The sequence below is a fragment of the Sphaerochaeta globosa str. Buddy genome (genome assembly GCF_000190435.1).
Lineage (GTDB): Bacteria > Spirochaetota > Spirochaetia > Sphaerochaetales > Sphaerochaetaceae > Sphaerochaeta > Sphaerochaeta globosa.
The window spans coordinates 2,186,580-2,202,302 of sequence record NC_015152.1; the positions used below are offsets into that span (position 1 = coordinate 2,186,580).

General features: G+C 48.1%; 13 protein-coding genes. 6 read left to right on the forward strand and 7 right to left on the reverse strand.

What is annotated here, in order from left to right:
- The first annotated feature begins 50 nt into the window (after positions 1 to 50).
- The 5 genes from SPIBUDDY_RS10210 to ybaK all read left to right on the forward strand — a co-directional run bounded on the left by SPIBUDDY_RS10210 (position 51) and on the right by ybaK (position 6,516).
- The gene (locus SPIBUDDY_RS10210; RefSeq protein WP_013607680.1) at positions 51 to 1,592 is read left to right on the forward strand and encodes an ABC transporter ATP-binding protein; all 1,542 of its coding nucleotides are present in this window, start codon (positions 51 to 53) and stop codon (positions 1,590 to 1,592) included.
- On the forward strand, positions 1,589 to 2,653 hold the full coding sequence (locus SPIBUDDY_RS10215; RefSeq protein WP_013607681.1) for an ABC transporter permease: 1,065 nt from the start codon (positions 1,589 to 1,591) through the stop codon (positions 2,651 to 2,653). The genes SPIBUDDY_RS10210 and SPIBUDDY_RS10215 overlap by 4 nt, the downstream gene beginning before the upstream one ends.
- Positions 2,650 to 3,621: an ABC transporter permease gene (locus tag SPIBUDDY_RS10220; protein WP_013607682.1), complete on the forward strand. Its 972-nt coding sequence runs from the start codon at positions 2,650 to 2,652 to the stop codon at positions 3,619 to 3,621. The genes SPIBUDDY_RS10215 and SPIBUDDY_RS10220 overlap by 4 nt, the downstream gene beginning before the upstream one ends.
- 609 nt (positions 3,622 to 4,230) lie before the next feature.
- On the forward strand, positions 4,231 to 5,913 hold the full coding sequence (locus SPIBUDDY_RS15740) for an ice-binding family protein (protein WP_013607683.1): 1,683 nt from the start codon (positions 4,231 to 4,233) through the stop codon (positions 5,911 to 5,913).
- 135 nt (positions 5,914 to 6,048) lie between these two features.
- Entirely contained in the window at positions 6,049 to 6,516 is a 468-nt protein-coding gene (gene ybaK / locus SPIBUDDY_RS10230) for a Cys-tRNA(Pro) deacylase (RefSeq protein ID WP_013607684.1), read from the forward strand.
- A 1-nt stretch (position 6,517) separates the two neighbouring features.
- Here ybaK and SPIBUDDY_RS10235 read toward each other — a convergent pair whose 3' ends face one another.
- From SPIBUDDY_RS10235 to SPIBUDDY_RS10250, 4 genes are read right to left on the reverse strand one after another with little or no spacing between them, the layout of a single operon-like run.
- Positions 6,518 to 7,405, reverse strand: coding sequence for an RING finger protein (locus tag SPIBUDDY_RS10235; protein WP_013607685.1), 888 nt, complete (start codon positions 7,403 to 7,405; stop codon positions 6,518 to 6,520).
- Between the two features lie 8 nt (positions 7,406 to 7,413).
- Positions 7,414 to 8,721: a hypothetical protein gene (locus tag SPIBUDDY_RS10240; RefSeq protein ID WP_013607686.1), complete on the reverse strand. Its 1,308-nt coding sequence runs from the start codon at positions 8,719 to 8,721 to the stop codon at positions 7,414 to 7,416.
- Positions 8,718 to 9,836, reverse strand: coding sequence for a glycine cleavage system aminomethyltransferase GcvT (gcvT, locus tag SPIBUDDY_RS10245; protein WP_013607687.1), 1,119 nt, complete (start codon positions 9,834 to 9,836; stop codon positions 8,718 to 8,720). Before gcvT ends, SPIBUDDY_RS10240 begins: the two co-directional genes overlap by 4 nt.
- A gap of 18 nt (positions 9,837 to 9,854) precedes the next feature.
- Positions 9,855 to 10,250 carry a RidA family protein gene (locus SPIBUDDY_RS10250; protein ID WP_013607688.1) on the reverse strand — a complete coding sequence of 132 codons (396 nt, stop codon included), beginning with the start codon at positions 10,248 to 10,250 and terminating at the stop codon, positions 9,855 to 9,857.
- An 83-nt stretch (positions 10,251 to 10,333) separates the two neighbouring features.
- Between SPIBUDDY_RS10250 and SPIBUDDY_RS10255 the strand changes: the two genes are divergently transcribed.
- Positions 10,334 to 10,864, forward strand: coding sequence for a flavodoxin family protein (locus tag SPIBUDDY_RS10255; protein WP_013607689.1), 531 nt, complete (start codon positions 10,334 to 10,336; stop codon positions 10,862 to 10,864).
- On the opposite strand, the gene SPIBUDDY_RS10260 is transcribed toward SPIBUDDY_RS10255, so the two are convergent.
- The 3 genes from SPIBUDDY_RS10260 to SPIBUDDY_RS16385 are packed head-to-tail and all read right to left on the reverse strand — an operon-like array spanning position 10,851 to position 15,687.
- Positions 10,851 to 11,495: an HAD hydrolase-like protein gene (locus SPIBUDDY_RS10260; protein ID WP_013607690.1), complete on the reverse strand. Its 645-nt coding sequence runs from the start codon at positions 11,493 to 11,495 to the stop codon at positions 10,851 to 10,853. The two genes, SPIBUDDY_RS10255 and SPIBUDDY_RS10260, sit on opposite strands and share 14 nt — an antisense overlap.
- Positions 11,492 to 12,289, reverse strand: a complete 798-nt coding sequence (locus SPIBUDDY_RS10265; protein WP_013607691.1) for an inositol monophosphatase family protein — start codon at positions 12,287 to 12,289, stop codon at positions 11,492 to 11,494. Before SPIBUDDY_RS10265 ends, SPIBUDDY_RS10260 begins: the two co-directional genes overlap by 4 nt.
- Entirely contained in the window at positions 12,286 to 15,687 is a 3,402-nt protein-coding gene (locus tag SPIBUDDY_RS16385; protein ID WP_013607692.1) for a hypothetical protein, read from the reverse strand. The genes SPIBUDDY_RS10265 and SPIBUDDY_RS16385 overlap by 4 nt, the downstream gene beginning before the upstream one ends.
- Between the last annotated feature and the right edge of the window lie 36 nt (positions 15,688 to 15,723).

A 15,723-nucleotide genomic window follows, 5' to 3' on the forward strand; every position in this document is an offset into this window, starting at 1 on the left:
CTTGATTAACCCAATACCGCCCTTTTTCGGGCATTGTAAACGGACAGAACATGAGAGAATTCAACACCGACGAAACGCCCGTCGTGCGTATGGTCAATATTACAAAACACTTCCCTGGAGTTCTTGCGAACGACCAAGTAAGTCTGACCCTGCATAAAGGCGAAGTTCTCGCCTTGCTTGGTGAGAACGGTGCCGGCAAGAGCACATTGATGAACATGCTGGTCGGGCTCTATCGGCCGGACAGTGGAGAAATCTATGTCAAGGGTCAACTTGCCGACATCAATTCCCCTCAAGACTCCATGACTTTGGGCATCGGCATGATCCATCAAGAATTCATGCTGGTAGGCAATATGAGTGTTGCCGAAAATATCATTTTAGGAATGAAAGACCTCCCCTTCGTTCCTCCCATGACGGACATAAAAGCGAAAATTACGGAATTGAGCAAACGCTATGGTTTGCAGGTCTATCCCGATAAAATCATCCAGGACCTTTCGGTCGGTGAACAGCAGCGTGTAGAGATACTGAAGCTACTGTACCGCGGTGCAGACATTCTCATTCTGGATGAACCTACTGCTGTTCTCACCCCCGGAGAATCGCGTGATTTGAATGAAATCCTCAAAAAAATGCTTGCTGAAGGGAAAAGTGCCATTTTTATTACCCATAAAATGGATGAGGTCATGGAATTCAGCCATACGGTGCAAGTCCTCAGAAGAGGCAAATGTGTCTCTACCTGCCCCACCAAGTCAATCAAGCGTGTCCAGGACCTTGCCAACATGATGGTAGGCCGTGACATTCTTTTCTCTCTCGACCGCGGCCCCTACAAACCAGGAGAAATCATGGTGGAGGCAAAGGACGTGGTCGTTCTCCCCGTAGGCGGAGGAAAGCCAGTGCTCGATCATGTAAGTTTTTCCATCCGCGGTGGGGAAATTTTCGGTATCGCAGGAGTGGCTGGAAATGGTCAGCAGCCGTTGACTGAAGCTATCACCGGGCTCTTGAAAGTCAACGGAGGATCCATCTTCATCAATGGAAAGGATATGACCAACAAGACTCCGCTGCAGGTCATCAAGAATGGTGTCAGCCATATCCCGGCAGACCGCGGCAGAATGGGTGTGGTTGGTGATATGAGCGTAGGTGACAACCTTTCGATGAAAAAATACCGCACAGGAGAGCTTTCCAGTCACAGTGTGATCAAGCGGAATTGGGTTCGCAAGTTTGCCGACCACCTGATCGATGTATTCACCATCAAGACACCAAGCCAAGACACCTCGGTCAAGTTCCTCAGCGGAGGTAACATCCAAAAGACCATCCTCGCCCGTGAGATTGACTCGTGCGGCGGTATCCTGATTGCGGTCTACCCTTCAAGGGGACTCGACGTCGGTGCGACCGAAGCGGTGAGACAGAACATCATCAAGCAGCGGGACAAAGGAAATGCAGTCTTATTGGTCAGCGAAGAGCTTGAAGAGCTTTTGATGGTAGCAGATAAAATTGCCGTTATGTTTGAAGGAAGAATTATGGACATAGTGAATGCAGCGAGTGCAACGACCGAGGAGCTTGGTATGCTGATGGCTGGCGTTGAGAGGAGGGACATATGAGATTCAGCCTTGAAAAGCGAGACTATCGCTCCAAAAAGATGGCCATTCTTGTCCCCATCATCAGTCTGGTGGTCTCTTTCATCCTAGGGGCCATCGTATTATCGATTTCCAATGCAAACCCGGCACGCACCTATGCTGCAATGATCAAAGGGGCATTCGGCAGTCAGACAAAGATCCAATACACCATCGCAAAATCCATTCCTCTGCTTTTATGCGGTCTTGCGGTCGGTATCGCATTCCGTCTGAAATTCTGGAATATCGGAGCCGAGGGGCAGTATATCAGCGGGGTCATAGGCATCACATGGGTCATGCAGTTCTGGACCTTTCTCCCTACCTACCTGTTGCTTCCTGTCGGCATGATCGTAGGCATTCTCTTTGGTGCCATGTGGGGAGGGATTCCCGGTCTCTTGAAGGCTCAGTGGAGTGTCGATGAGACACTTACCACGTTGATGATGAACTATATCATCATTGGATATGCCGAATACTTGTACATCAATGCATGGAAAGCCCCCCGTGGAAATATGGGCACCGTACTCTACCCCGAAGCGGCTTGGTTGCCGAAGATTTGGGGGCGCGTACACGCCGGTGTCTACTTTGCCCTGGTTCTTGTGGTTATTCTTTGGTTTGTCCTCTACAAAACCCGTTGGGGTTTTGAGCTGAATATGATCGGCAAGAATCAGCGCGCCGCCCGCTGCCAAGGGGTTTCGATTAAAAGGAACATCATTCTGGCAATGCTGGTCAGCGGTGGCATCGCAGGCCTTGCAGGAGTCATCGACAGTGCTGCAGTGACGCACCAGCTCACCAAGGGAGTGAACTCCGGCTATGGATTCACGGGCATCATCATTGCTTGGATGAGCGGACTCAATCCGTTCGTCTCCATTCTGGTAGCCGTGATTATGGCAGCCCTGGAAACAGGCTCCGATGCCTTGCAGATTATGAAACTACCCTCGGCGATGGGCGAAGTAATGCAGGGCCTCATCCTCATTCCCCTGCTTGCCGGCAGTATTTTCACTGAATATCGACTGGTTGTCCATGCAAAGCACAAGGAGGCTGGCGTATGAACTTTCTGGATTTCTTCACCCGATTGCTGGCGGCGACGCTCGCGATGGGAACCTCCCTTACCTATGCAACCTTGGGCGAGGTGTACACCGAAAAAACGGGCATCCTCAACCTCGGTATGGAAGGCACCATGCTCATGGGGGCCTTGGCTGGTTTTGCCACGGCTTACAATACGGGCAACTTGGTTTTCGCGTTGCTTGTTGCAATGGCAGTCGGTGCCATGCTCTCACTTTTGCATGCATTTTTGTGTATCACCATGCGTGCAAACCAAGTAGTAGCAGGCTTGGCCATCACCATGTTCGGTACAGGCTTGGCCAACTTCTTAGGACAGAGACTGGGACCGGCTGCGAACAACCACAATCTTACCGGGATGAACCTTGCCTCCAAGTTTGACAACATCTCAATTCCAGGACTCAGTCAGATTCCGATACTTGGAGCTCTGTTCGACGTTTCCATTCTCACCTATGCACTGTACTTCCTGTTGCCGTTTGCCTGGTTCTTCCTGTACAAGACGAAGCAGGGCATGGTTGTTCGAGCCGTAGGAGAGAACCCGAGGACTGCAGCTGCAATGGGTATTTCGGTATCAAAAATCCGTTACCTCTATACAACCATCGGCGGTATGTTCGCAGGTTTGGGTGGGGCATGTCTGTCACTCAGCTTCATTCCCAGCTGGAACGAGGGTATGACCGGTGGTAAAGGCTGGATTGTCATTGCTCTGGTAATTTTCTCTGCTTGGAACCCCGGTCGGGTGGTCATTGGAACCTTGGTCTTCGGAGGTATTACCAGTTTGCAATTCAGCCTCCAGGCTGCCGGTTTCAAAATGGTCATCCCCGCTCAGTTCCTAGGATTCTCGCCCTACCTGATCACCCTTCTCGTGCTCACGGCCATGACGATCATCAACCAGAAGAAACGAGGCTCTTTCGCCTCGCCCACTGCGTTGGGTACAGCTTTTGCCATTGATGACAAATAGATGACAGGGACCTTCGGGTCCCTTTTTCATGCTTATTTCAGCATAACAAACAGATTCAATTCGACCACTTTGCAGTTTATTCAATCAGCAGGGGGGTTCTTTCTCAGTACGCCGCTACAATGTAATGCATTTGTTTGTTATTGATAAAAATTGGTAAAATTTATCTATTATATATTTATATAGACAGTTTACAACATTTACTAATATTTATTAATAATTACTAATAATTATTAATATATTCTGATTGACAATACATCATTTATCTGATATTCTTAGAATCGAGAAGAAGTCTAAACGTAGGTATTCTCCTATGCAGAAGACGCAAGATCTGATTACAAGTAGGCACTTTTTGCCAACCTAAGAACAGCCTCCTTATATTCTTTAGCGAAAGGACCTTGAGAACGTAAGCAAAACCGTTTTTGTGAGGGTTTGGATGCTTGTACGTACACAAACCAGTTTGCGGTACTGAAGTGAAGACTCTGTCAAGTCATTCAAGACTTTCAGCTTCAACGAGTATCACCTTTTGCGACAAGGGCTGAAATAGGCCTTCCTCAAATCCGGCAGGATACTTTTTGATTGATCCTTGAGGACGAACAAAAAGGAAAAGCTATGAAAAAATTTACATCCATGGTAGTAAGTCTACTCCTCATCCTACTCGTTGCACTGACATTCACCAATTGCAACATGAACAACGCCCCAATTCCAAAATCGAGTTTGACAATCAGCTTCACACCGGATGCCGAATCCCGAACGCTGAAACCGGATACCCTGAATCTTGCTGTCAGCACGTATGACTTGAGTGGTATCGGGCCTAATGGTGCCGTATTCTCAATAACCGGGATTACCGCAACATCCTATACTATGGAAAATCTAGTACCTGGCCAGTGGTCGGTGACTGCGAAGGGAAAAAACATCGACGGCATTGTTATTGTCCAATCGGCAGCAACATTGATAACCTTGAACAGTGAGAACAACAGCCTCCCACTTAGTTTGCTCCCCATCTCAGGAACGGGAACTTTTGATCTAGACCTCTCGTGGCCGACCGATATGATTGGAACCCCATCAATCACAGCAACCCTTACCCCTGATATCGGAACAGTCATTGATCTTACGTTCGCCATCACTGGAACAACAGCTTCTATGACTCCTTTATCACTGGAGCGTGGCTACTATACATTGAGTGTAAAACTCACCGATGCATCGGTTGATCCGTATCTGGTGTGGTCAAAGGTAGAGACTGTTTTGGTATTTGTAAATGCGACAACCAGTGAAAGCTGGACCCTTGTAGCAGCGGATATGAATGCCCCGACTCCCCAGAATCTTGGATTGCTGCTTACGGTGGATACCAAGTCTCCCATCGAAATGGCTCTCTCTGATGTACTTGCCGTCTTAGCCTACGATACTTCAATGACGGTGACAGCATCAGGAACCCCTGCTCCTGATTCATGGAAATGGTATCTTGACGGTGATGTCATGCTTGGAGAAACAACCTCTACGGTGACAATAGGTATTGGTCTAGCAGAAAAGACCCTTCATACCCTCACAGTCATCGGATGGATTGGTGACGTTGCAGGTTCAACGGATGCGACATTTCGCATAGGGGATGCACCTATCATTATTGATCCGATCGATCTTCTGACAGCGGGCTCGTATGTAATACTGGCACAGTCAGCAGTATCGGGTAATGCAGGAACATTTGTGACTGGTGATATTGGAGTAAGCCCGGTAACTTCGGCAGCAATAACAGGATTCGCCCTTGTACTCGACCCAATACTGGGAGCCTTCTCCACTTCAACACTCGTTGATGGGTCAGTGTATGCTTCCGACTATGCAGAGCCGACTACAGCGAACCTTACCCAAGCGGTTCTTGATGCAGATGCAGCCTATGAACAAGCCAATTCGAGAGTCGAAGCCACAGTGGTCGATGATCTGATCGGTGAGATCGGCGGCATGACGCTGGCTCCTGGCATGTATGCTTGGACATCAGCAGTGTCCATCAGTACCAACCTGACCCTTAATGGTCCTGCTTCCGGCGTCTGGATATTCCAGATAGATGGATCTCTTACACAGGCTGCGAATATCGAGGTCCTCCTCTTGGGAGGTGCCCTGCCGCAGAACATATTCTGGCAAGTTGGTGGTGGTGTCGGCTTGGGAGCCGGAGCACACCTGGAAGGTGTAGTGTTATCGGGAACCGGTATCGCACTCGGTGCGGGAGCTTCTGTTGATGGCCGATTGTTTGCCAAGACAGCAGTAACCTTGGATACCTCTATGGTAACAGAGCCCTTGCTATAAATGTAATTGCGTACCCCAATGTTGAGGTGCGCAGTTTTCCCGTACAAGAAACGTAGCATGTATATTTTGAAAAAGGGACTTTCGAGTCCCTTTTTCATACTTGCCCTCCACTCTGCATTTGGCTAGGATACAGGCATGAAGAAAACCAATGCCATGAGAATCCTGGAAAGCCAGGGTATCGAGTATGAAGTACTCTCCTATGAATGGGACGAGGAGCACTTGGATGCAGTACACGCGAGCCAAACTGCAGGGTTGCTCCCCCAACAGGTTTTCAAGACCATCGTCATGCAGGACAGCACCAAGCAAGTCTATGTATTCTGTCTGCCTGCCGACTTCAGCGTAAGCCTGAAAAAGGCCCGTTCCCTTACAATGAGCAAGGATTTGGACTTAATCAAGCTCAGTGAGCTGCAGGACCTTACCGGATATATGAGAGGAGGCTGCTCCCCTCTTGGCATGAAAAAGCACTACCCGACATTCATAGAAGAACTTGCCCAACTGGAAGAGTATATATATGTCAGTGCGGGCCAGCGGGGTTTACAGCTCAAGCTGAGACCGCAAGATTTAGTGCTTGCAGCGAATGCAACCTTCGCCGACTTTACCTGACCTAACTGTGCCGATTATGGCTTGTAAAAAACCGTCTTACGCGCCTGGAGACTGAGACGCTGATCAGGAAGAGTAGGATAACCATGCTTGCACTGAGAAGACTTGTAGACCACCTGAGGCCGAAAGCCCCCAACTGATAGCCGGTAAGGAAGTAATCGAGAGAGGCGATGGTGACAAACACGATCACCAGCGTAGCCAAAACTATATCAGCAAGCGGAATACGTTTGTTCTTTCGCTTGGTGAACCACAAAGCAAACAACGCAACTAAAGCCAACAAGGTAGCGCTAACGGGAAGCGTCACCGGGACGAACCAGGTAAGGCTGTGATTTACCACCAAATTAATGCAAGCTAGATAGACAAGGGAACCAAGCAGACATATCGCTGCTGCAGTTTTGGGTTTCGCTATCGCTTTTCGGGTGAAAGGATACACAAAAAACAACCAGCAGACGCCAATGGCGGGACTCGCGATGAGCGACCAGAAAAGACTCAGATCTGCAGCATCGAGACCAAAAAGAAAAATTGAGATAAGAATGCATTGGATGGTTGCCTGCACAGTGTAGGAGGATTTCACACTGAAGGCAAGAATGAGCGAGAGAGAAGCCATTGCAATGCTGAATACGGGAATAAAGCTTTGGCTGCCGTTTCCGCTGAGCCACATCGACAAGAACACGGTTAATTCGCTGATGACGAACAGTGATAGGATCAGCTCTATCACGCCCTTGCGTGTCTTATTCACCCCGCCCATTCCCCTAGGCGGTAGGTTCTGGGCGAACAGCGGCTGCGCCTTTCCCTCTTCCATATCAGGGGGAAGTTGTACAGGTGTCTGGCATAAGGGACAGGCTTTACTTCCCTCCGCCAGTTTTACTCCACATCGAATGCAATAGGCCATAGTTGCTCCTACCTGTCAGTTTCTCTATTGGTCGACAGGGTAACCTCAATGCCATCCTCAACCAGGAAGGTGCAAAACAGCCGTTCCAGTTCTGTGTCATTGTTGAGGAAGCTGGTGAAGTTTACCACAATGGTATCCCGATATCCGATCACCGCAAGGGCTACCTTGTTCAGTAGTCCAGGGCTTAGGTGAAAATCTACTCTTCGAATGGTGCCTTCCAAGGCTGGAGGAAGCTCAAGTTGCCCAAGATTGGATATGACACCCGAATACTGGTCATCGCCCAGATAATCAGATAAAAGCTTGAACAAGGGGTTCTTCAATATATTGGGGGCAAACCGAATCAGCGGAGTGCGCTCTCCCCCAACATTTCTTCGTATCTGGCTGAGCAACCGTTTACGGTCCTGACTCTGAGCCATCTGCAAATGTACTTCCTTCGTAATTTCATCAAAGGTGTAAACACCGAGCGCCGGTTCAATACCGATGACGGCAAATAGTGTGAAATTACGCATGGTCTCATACCCGAAGATCTTCCTCAGGTTCATGGGAACCGATAAACGTATCGGTTTGCGATGCTTTTGGGAAGGCACTTCCGACTGCTGCAGTTGTGAGAGTGCATACAGATACGTCGAAGAGAGGTATTCTCCGATGGTAATCCCCCTAGCTTTTGCACGTTCCTTGATCTGCTTGGTTGCAATGCTCGCGCTAATAACCTTTACACGGTCATCAATGCCGCCTCTGCCTTTGCGGTGATAGGCTTTGCTGATCTTTGGGTATGAAGGAAGATTTTTGTCATAGAGGTGCTGAAATGGATCACTGAATTCTTGTTTGGAAGGTCTGGCCTTGTAGTCCAGTCCCCCGGAAAATTGGAATTCTGCGATACCTGCATGATGACAATAGCGTTCAACCAACAATTTCAGATATGCCATTGCCCCAGATCCATCGGTAAGGGCGTGAAAGCACTCCAGTGCAATGCGATGCTCATTGTACAGCACCTTGAACAAGTAGTTATTGTTTTCCTTGAACAAAAAGCGTCCACTTGGGTATGAACCTTCCGCATGGACGATCGGTTGCTTAGGATTTGGTGATAGATAATACCAGAAGAAGCCGGCTTTCAAACTGACTTTTGCATAGGAACACCGCTCCAGTACATCATGCAAAGCCTGCTCAAGAATCTCCTTCTTGATTGCGAAGTGCAAATCGATAGAGACCCTGAACGTGTTGGCATTATACACTGCCTCAGTAGGAGGGTAAATCAGAGCTGAATTATCTAGTGCAATAAACCCCTCCGGGGCATAATTCTGTACTCGTATTTTCAAGGTTGTTCGTTCTTCATCCCACGTTTATAAAACGGGGTCCGTACCAACTTCGCCCGTTTGTGTTGCCCGTGAATCTCGACTTGTACGACATCACCAAACTTCAGGCTCGTCGCTCGGTCGATGAGGGCGTAAGCACAAAATATTCCCAGTGTAGGACTCTTGTTCCCGCTGGTAACATATCCGATATCCCGCCCGTCAAGCAAAACCCGATACCCATTGCGGGGTACTGCCTTGTCGAGCATTTCAATGCCACGTAGAGTTCGGGGAATTCCTTCCTCTTGTTGTTTGAGTAGCGCTTCCCTTCCGCAGAAATCAGCCTTCTCAAGCTTTACAAAGACTCCCAGGTTCGCTTCAAGAGGGGTGATTGAGTCGCTGATCTCATGTCCGTACAAAGGCAGCTTGGCTTCCATACGCAAGGTGTCACGACTACCCAGTCCGCAGGGAATAAGACCATATGCTTTACCGGCTTCAAGCAGGGTGTCCCAAAGCAGAGGGCCGTCATCAGATGCGCAATAGAGCTCAAATCCATCCTCTCCGGTGTATCCGGTTCGGCTGATAAGGGCCATTATCTCACCCACTTCGCACTGACTTCTGAAGGTAAAGCTCTTAATCGAAGCGCAATCGGTGACCAAGGTACTGAGTATTTGCTCGGCAAGAGGTCCTTGCAGAGCCAATTGTACGGTGGCATCCGAGAGGTCTACAACCTGGGGACAAAGATGTGCGTGAGGATTGTCAGTCTTGATCCATGCCAAATCTTTTGGTGTATTGGAGGCATTCATCACAACCAAGAAAGAGGTATCGGTACGGCGATAGATGAGCAGGTCATCTACCACGGTTCCATTCGGATAGCACATCAAAGTATAGCGGCATTGTCCGACAGCCATATCGCTGATCGAATTGGTGCACAGGTAGTCGAGATAGGCATCTGCACTCTCACCGCTTACCAGACACTCCCCCATATGCGAAACATCAAAAAGACCGGCTTTCGTGCGGACAGCTTCATGCTCCGCGAGAATTCCGCTTTCGAATTGGACTGGCAATTCCCATCCCCCAAAATCAATGAGCTTGACTGATGGATAGGTACTGTATCGCTCATACAATGGTGTGCGTTTCATGGTTCATCCTCTTTCTATTTAGGCTAGGGCAATCATTTCAATCTCGACCGCTACATCCTTTGGCAGCTTTGCTACCTGGACAGCAGAACGAGCAGGAAGGATTCCTTCACCAAAATAGGAGGCATAGACTTGGTTGACGGCAGCAAAATCATCCATATTCTTGAGGAAAACCGTTGCTTTGACTACCTTGGATAAATCGGTACCGGCTTCGGTCAGTACTGCTTTAAGATTCTCAAACACTTGCTTGGCTTGGTTGGCGGCATCCCCGCCGACGAGCTCATTGGTCTTGGGATCAACCGGCATCTGACCGCTGGTGAAAACGAAGGGACCGGCTATGACAGCTTGGCTGTAAGGGCCGATGGCCTTTGGGGCCTTATCAGTATTGACTTGTGTTTTTTTCAATTGAAACATCATAATTGTATCTCCTCTTTACCTAGATAGAATACCCGTTGCAGGATACTCTTGCAAGGTGAATGTGCTCATCGTATGCTAATGGCATGCAAATGATGATGATCTATTCCAGCCCCAGGAAACGGGGAAATAGTACAACCTTGGCAAAAGTGTTTGCCCAAACATCGCAAAACCAATACACCCTCAAAGAGGTGCATCTTCAGGATGCCCAGCTACAGCCTTGTAGGGCATGCAAATGGTGTAAAACCCATTATCGATGTGTAATCGAGGATGGAATGAATGAACTCTGCCTCACCTTTAAGGAAAGTGAAGCAATTTGCTTCTCAACTCCTGTATTTTGGTGGGGCGTTTCAGCACAGCTCAAACTATTCATCGACCGGTTGTATCAGTTACAGATGGATGACTTCAAGGATAAGAAACTCTCTGTGATAGCAACCGGGGAAGATACCCTTGACGGCGTGCAGTATCGGCTGGTCAAAGAACAGTTCGAGGCAATTTGTGAATATACCGGCATGGAATTTGCCGGTTACTTGCCTGTTTGCGCTGATGATGACAATCCTGCTGGCGAGAACGTAGAAGCCCTCGCCCAAGCACGTGCATTGTTTACAGGAATGTAAGCAAATCCTCAACCTGGCGAGCCATTGCATACATGGATGGCTCTTTCTGCATTCCTTTTGGAAAGCCGAAGCCCCAGTCTACGGCAATGAATGCAACGCCTGATTCTGCAGCCCCTTTCTGGTCGTGCGTGGTATCACCGATAAGCACAGCGTCCTCTTTTGCAACACCCAGATCATCCAAAACATTCTGAACGATGTCAGCTTTTGAGAGAGAAGAGGATGCATCGGCTCCCCGGATTGAATCAAAGAAAGAAGCAAGACCGAAGTGCTCTAGCATCTGGGCTGCCAGAAGCTCATATTTGAGCGTACCAACTGCAAGCAGATACCCTTGCTTTTTCAATGCTTGCAGAGTCTTTACCATGTGGTCATATACAGAAGCATTGAACATTCCTCGCTCATTGTATTCCTTGCGATACAAAACAACAGCCTGATCAATCAGAGAAGGGTCCATATCATATACTTTCACAAAACATTGGGTGATGGGCGGGCCAATGAACTTGCTGAGTTGTTTGGGATCATGCACGGGTTCAAGACCGAGCTGCTGCACCGTAGCATTTGCTGTAGCGAAGATGCCCGGTGAGGTATTCATCAAGGTTCCATCGAGGTCAAAAATTGCGAGTTTGAAATTCATGCATGAACCATATGCAAAATATGCTGGTGAATCAAGCCATTTGATGCAATCAGATCACATCGGGTATCAGTAAACGGTTGTTTGGGGTCGGCGCTCTCTACCATTCCGCCGGCTTCCCTGACCAGCATCAGACCTGCAGCCATGTCGTAATAGCCGAGGCACAATTCGTAATAACCATCCAATCTTCCGCTCGCAATGTAGGCAAGTTCCAGTGCACATGATCCATATGAGCGGAAATCACTGGTTGCCAAGAAGATTCTCTTTGCGGTCTCAAAATACGTGTCAACCAACTCATGTCGGCGATGCGGGGGAACACACACCATCAGCGCTTTCGCAAATTCCTTTACCGAGGAGACAACAATAGGCTGCCCGTTCAAATAGGCCCCTGCCCCTTCACTGGCCCAAAAAAGTTCCTGCTGTCTTGGATTGAACACCACTCCCACCAGAGGGTGAAATGGTTCAATCTCCCAGGCAATACTGATTGTGTAGTTGGGAAGCGACCTAAAAAAGTTCGTGGTGCCGTCAATGGGATCGATAATCCACCGCCCATGGGCGCTTTCACCACTTGTTCCTGTTTCTTCCCCGAAGATTGCGTCATCAGGAAAGTGTTTTCTGATGGTAGCAATTATCAGCTCCTCACAGGCACGATCTGCATCGGTGACAAAATCGTTGAGATGCTTGTCGTGTACTTCGATTTGCGGATTTTTCCCTGCTTCCAGAACATAGGAACCGGCCAGCCTTGCTGCTTGCAAGGCTACCTCCAAATGGCGGGCAATGAGGTTTGTGTTGTTCATCGTATTCGTTTCTTCTCCAGGATGCGTTCACCCAAGTTGACTACATACTTCCAATCCGACTGTGAGAATTCTTCAAAGTGGATTATTTTTTCTTCCGCGTGATAGAGGGTCCCTGCATGGCTATACCCAAGGTATAAGACATTCCAACTTGTCTTGCCTTGAGCATACATGATAGCCCCTACATTGTTTCTTCTATCCCAGGCACGAAGCATGTCGCCTTTCCCAGCCATTAATACTACGGTTAGGTCAATGCCGGGGATGGTAAACATTTTATCTTTATTATCAGAATTCTGTGCTTGACGAGCTTGCTCGATCAATGATGATGTTCCCATCAACAATTGAGGTTCAGCATTCTTACAGAATTCAAAGAACGTATTCTCCGTAGTCTCCTTAAGCTTGCCCAGAATTTCCTTTATGGTAAAAGGGAGATTTCCATCAAAGGAACTTACCACTTCCTCCAGCTGTACCACAGTAGTGGGTGCATTCTTTTCTGCTTCAGCAGAAGCAGCTTCCCTACTTCCTGATTTGGCAATCGTATCGGCAAGTATGAATCGGGGAATTGGAGTAGAGGGAACCTCAACCTTTTCCTCGCTCTTACTCTCCTCATCCTTCTCTTTCTTATGCTCCCTGTACTCTGGAGGCAGGGCAAGGCGATTATCGGGATGGTAAGGTTTCTCCTCAACTTTAACCGGAGTACCCTCTTCATCTCCTACAGGTTCTTCCTCTACGGCAGGTTCTTCCTCTACGGTAGGTTCTTCCACTATGGTAGGTTCTTCCACTACGGCAGGTTCTTCCACTACGGTAGGTTCTTCCACTATGGTAGGTTCTTCCACTATGGTAGGTTCTTCCACTATGGTAGGTTCTTCCACTATGGTAGGTTCTTCCACTCTGGTAGGTTCTTCCACTATGGTAGGTTCTTCCACTATGGTAGGTTCTTCCACTATGGTAGGTTCTTCCACTACGGCAGGTTCTTCCTCTACGGTAGGTTCTTCCTCTCCAGGAAGCTCATCTTCTTCAGTAAGCAAATCTCCAATCGGAGTGTCATCATCAAAGAATAATTCTGTTTCGCCAAACGTCGATTTCTCTAGGGGTTTTGCCAGAGTTGGTTCCGTTTTTTTGGCAGTTTCTTCAGGAACCCCTTTTGCAATATTCGATAAATGAGAGAAGAAAGAAAATGGGGAAGAAGGTTTGCTCACAGGTGCAGGCTCTTCCTTTCCTTCTGTCTGAAGCATGGAAACCAAGTCTTCTTCATCATCCTCATCAGTGGATCCCGTATGGAACAGTTCAGAAAACTCTTCTGTTCCATCCTCCATATCCTCGTCAGCAGAATTCAAAGAGTCCGGTATTTCATTGTCCCCATCATCATGGTCATCGGTTGGTTCAAGGATGCAATAGGCTTCATTCTCGTATTCATCCCCTTCTCCATCATGATCTTCATATTGATCTAGTTCGTCATCGTCAAACTCAAACAGACTCGGTTGTTCTTCAAATACCGCCAACTCATCGGCAGTCTCAAGTTCATCCTGCTCGTTATCATCTTGATTCTCTTCAGTTTCTTCTGAAGCCGTAAAATATGAGGAGCCCATATAAGGTGACTTTGCGGGCAGCTCTTCCTCAACAGGCAGCTCTTCCTCAACAGGCAGCTCTTCCTCAACAGGCAGCTCTTCCTCAACAGGCAGCTCTTCCTCAACAGGCAGCTCTTCCTCAACAGGCAGCTCTTCCTCAACAGACAGCTCTTCCTCAACAGGCAGCTCTTCCTCAACAGACAGCTCTTCCTCAACAGGCAGCTCTTCCTCAACAGACAGCTCTTCCTCAACAGGCAGCTCTTCCTCAACAGGCAGCTCTTCCTCAACAGGCAGTTCTTCCTCTACGGGCAGCTCTTCCTCTACGGGCAGCTCTTCCTCTACGGAAGGTTCTTCGTGATGGATATCGGAGAAGGGAGAAAGCCCAAGGATATCCTTAAGTGTAGCTATTCCTTCCCAATTTGTAGCTAGATTTGCCAGTTGCAGAAAGGAAAGTTCGAGTACGTCATTCTGCATACTCAGTGGATAGAGCATAGCATGCTTGGTATCTACGATTACTGTCTTGCTCTTCTGCTGTATAGCAAGAGAGCGTGCATCCAGTTCAACCTTGAGAAAATTACAATAATCTGTAGCATCGCTAAAAGGATTAAGAGATGCATATGCATGCTGACAAAAAGGAACTTGCACAACCAGCTCTTTCTTTCCATCCTCAAACAATGCATTCAGTGAACCACCAGGGACGGCAACATTGCGGGTATAGTGCATGGTTCCCAACATAGCAGTAAAGAAAGTAATAGGCACCAGAGTTTCCTTTTCCGCTTCAATCTCTTTCCACTGTTGGGCAAGATCTGGATCTTGTTCGCATACCGCTCGTTTAATACTCTCATACGCCCTATCAAGCAAGGACTCTGCATCAAAACAATAATACATGGCACCAAAACGGACAAACGGACGATTCCTTCTATCTGTACTATCCGTTAATAATGAGGGAGCTTCCTCTACAGGTTGTGAAGCAAAATTTTGACAGAGCAGATAAGCATCACGTTCAGATAACTGAGTATCCTTAAGTACGTCGAAGAGAGCAAAACCATCCCTTCGCTGTACAATGCCATCAATCCATGACTCCCATTTCTGTTCTTTGATAATCCGGTCCATCACAACATCGAGATTATCGACATTTTCTCCACGGCTCTTGAGCATCTCCAACTGGAGCATGCTTGCCTGTTTGAAGGTAGCGCTATCCTCACGGAGTTGGTCTATGCCCTCAATCGCACGTTTTGAAAGCTTGAGGAATGAAGAAAGCAGACCATCGAGCTTGGCAGGGAACACCTCGCTGACAAGTGCGTTGAAAGGCTGCATCTTATAGCGCAAGGCTGTATAGGTTTGCTCAAGCAACTCAGGCTGGACAATCCTGGGTAGACAGAAATCAGTTGCTTCTTCCTGATAAGCCAAGAGAAGCTGTTCGGAATCGAGAGTTTGCTGGGAGCGGAGAAGCAAGGCAGTGTTGTCAACGTACCGGACAGTTTTCCTACAAAGATCCTCAAAAACCTGGGTAAGCCGTTTCCAGTCCTTGTTTGCAATATCGCGGTTCTTGGAAGGTTCAGCCTGCCAATAGGGTAAAAGTTGTGCCAGATAGGAAACCAGCCGCTCAGAAACCTGCTGGGCGAAGACATCCTGTTTCTTAAGATTCGCAATGCGCCGGCGTTCCCAACATGCGTATTTCAACAGTTCAAAGGGATGGTAGGCAACAATGATACTCTGTATGATCCTCACATCATTGGTAAGGAAAACAGAGATTTCTTTCAGATTCTTTTGGATCTTATCCGGAGAAATATCTCCGATGGACAGCAAATCCCAGCCCTCACTATTTTTCACTGTAACCACTCCTTAGCACTGAGCATAGCATACCTT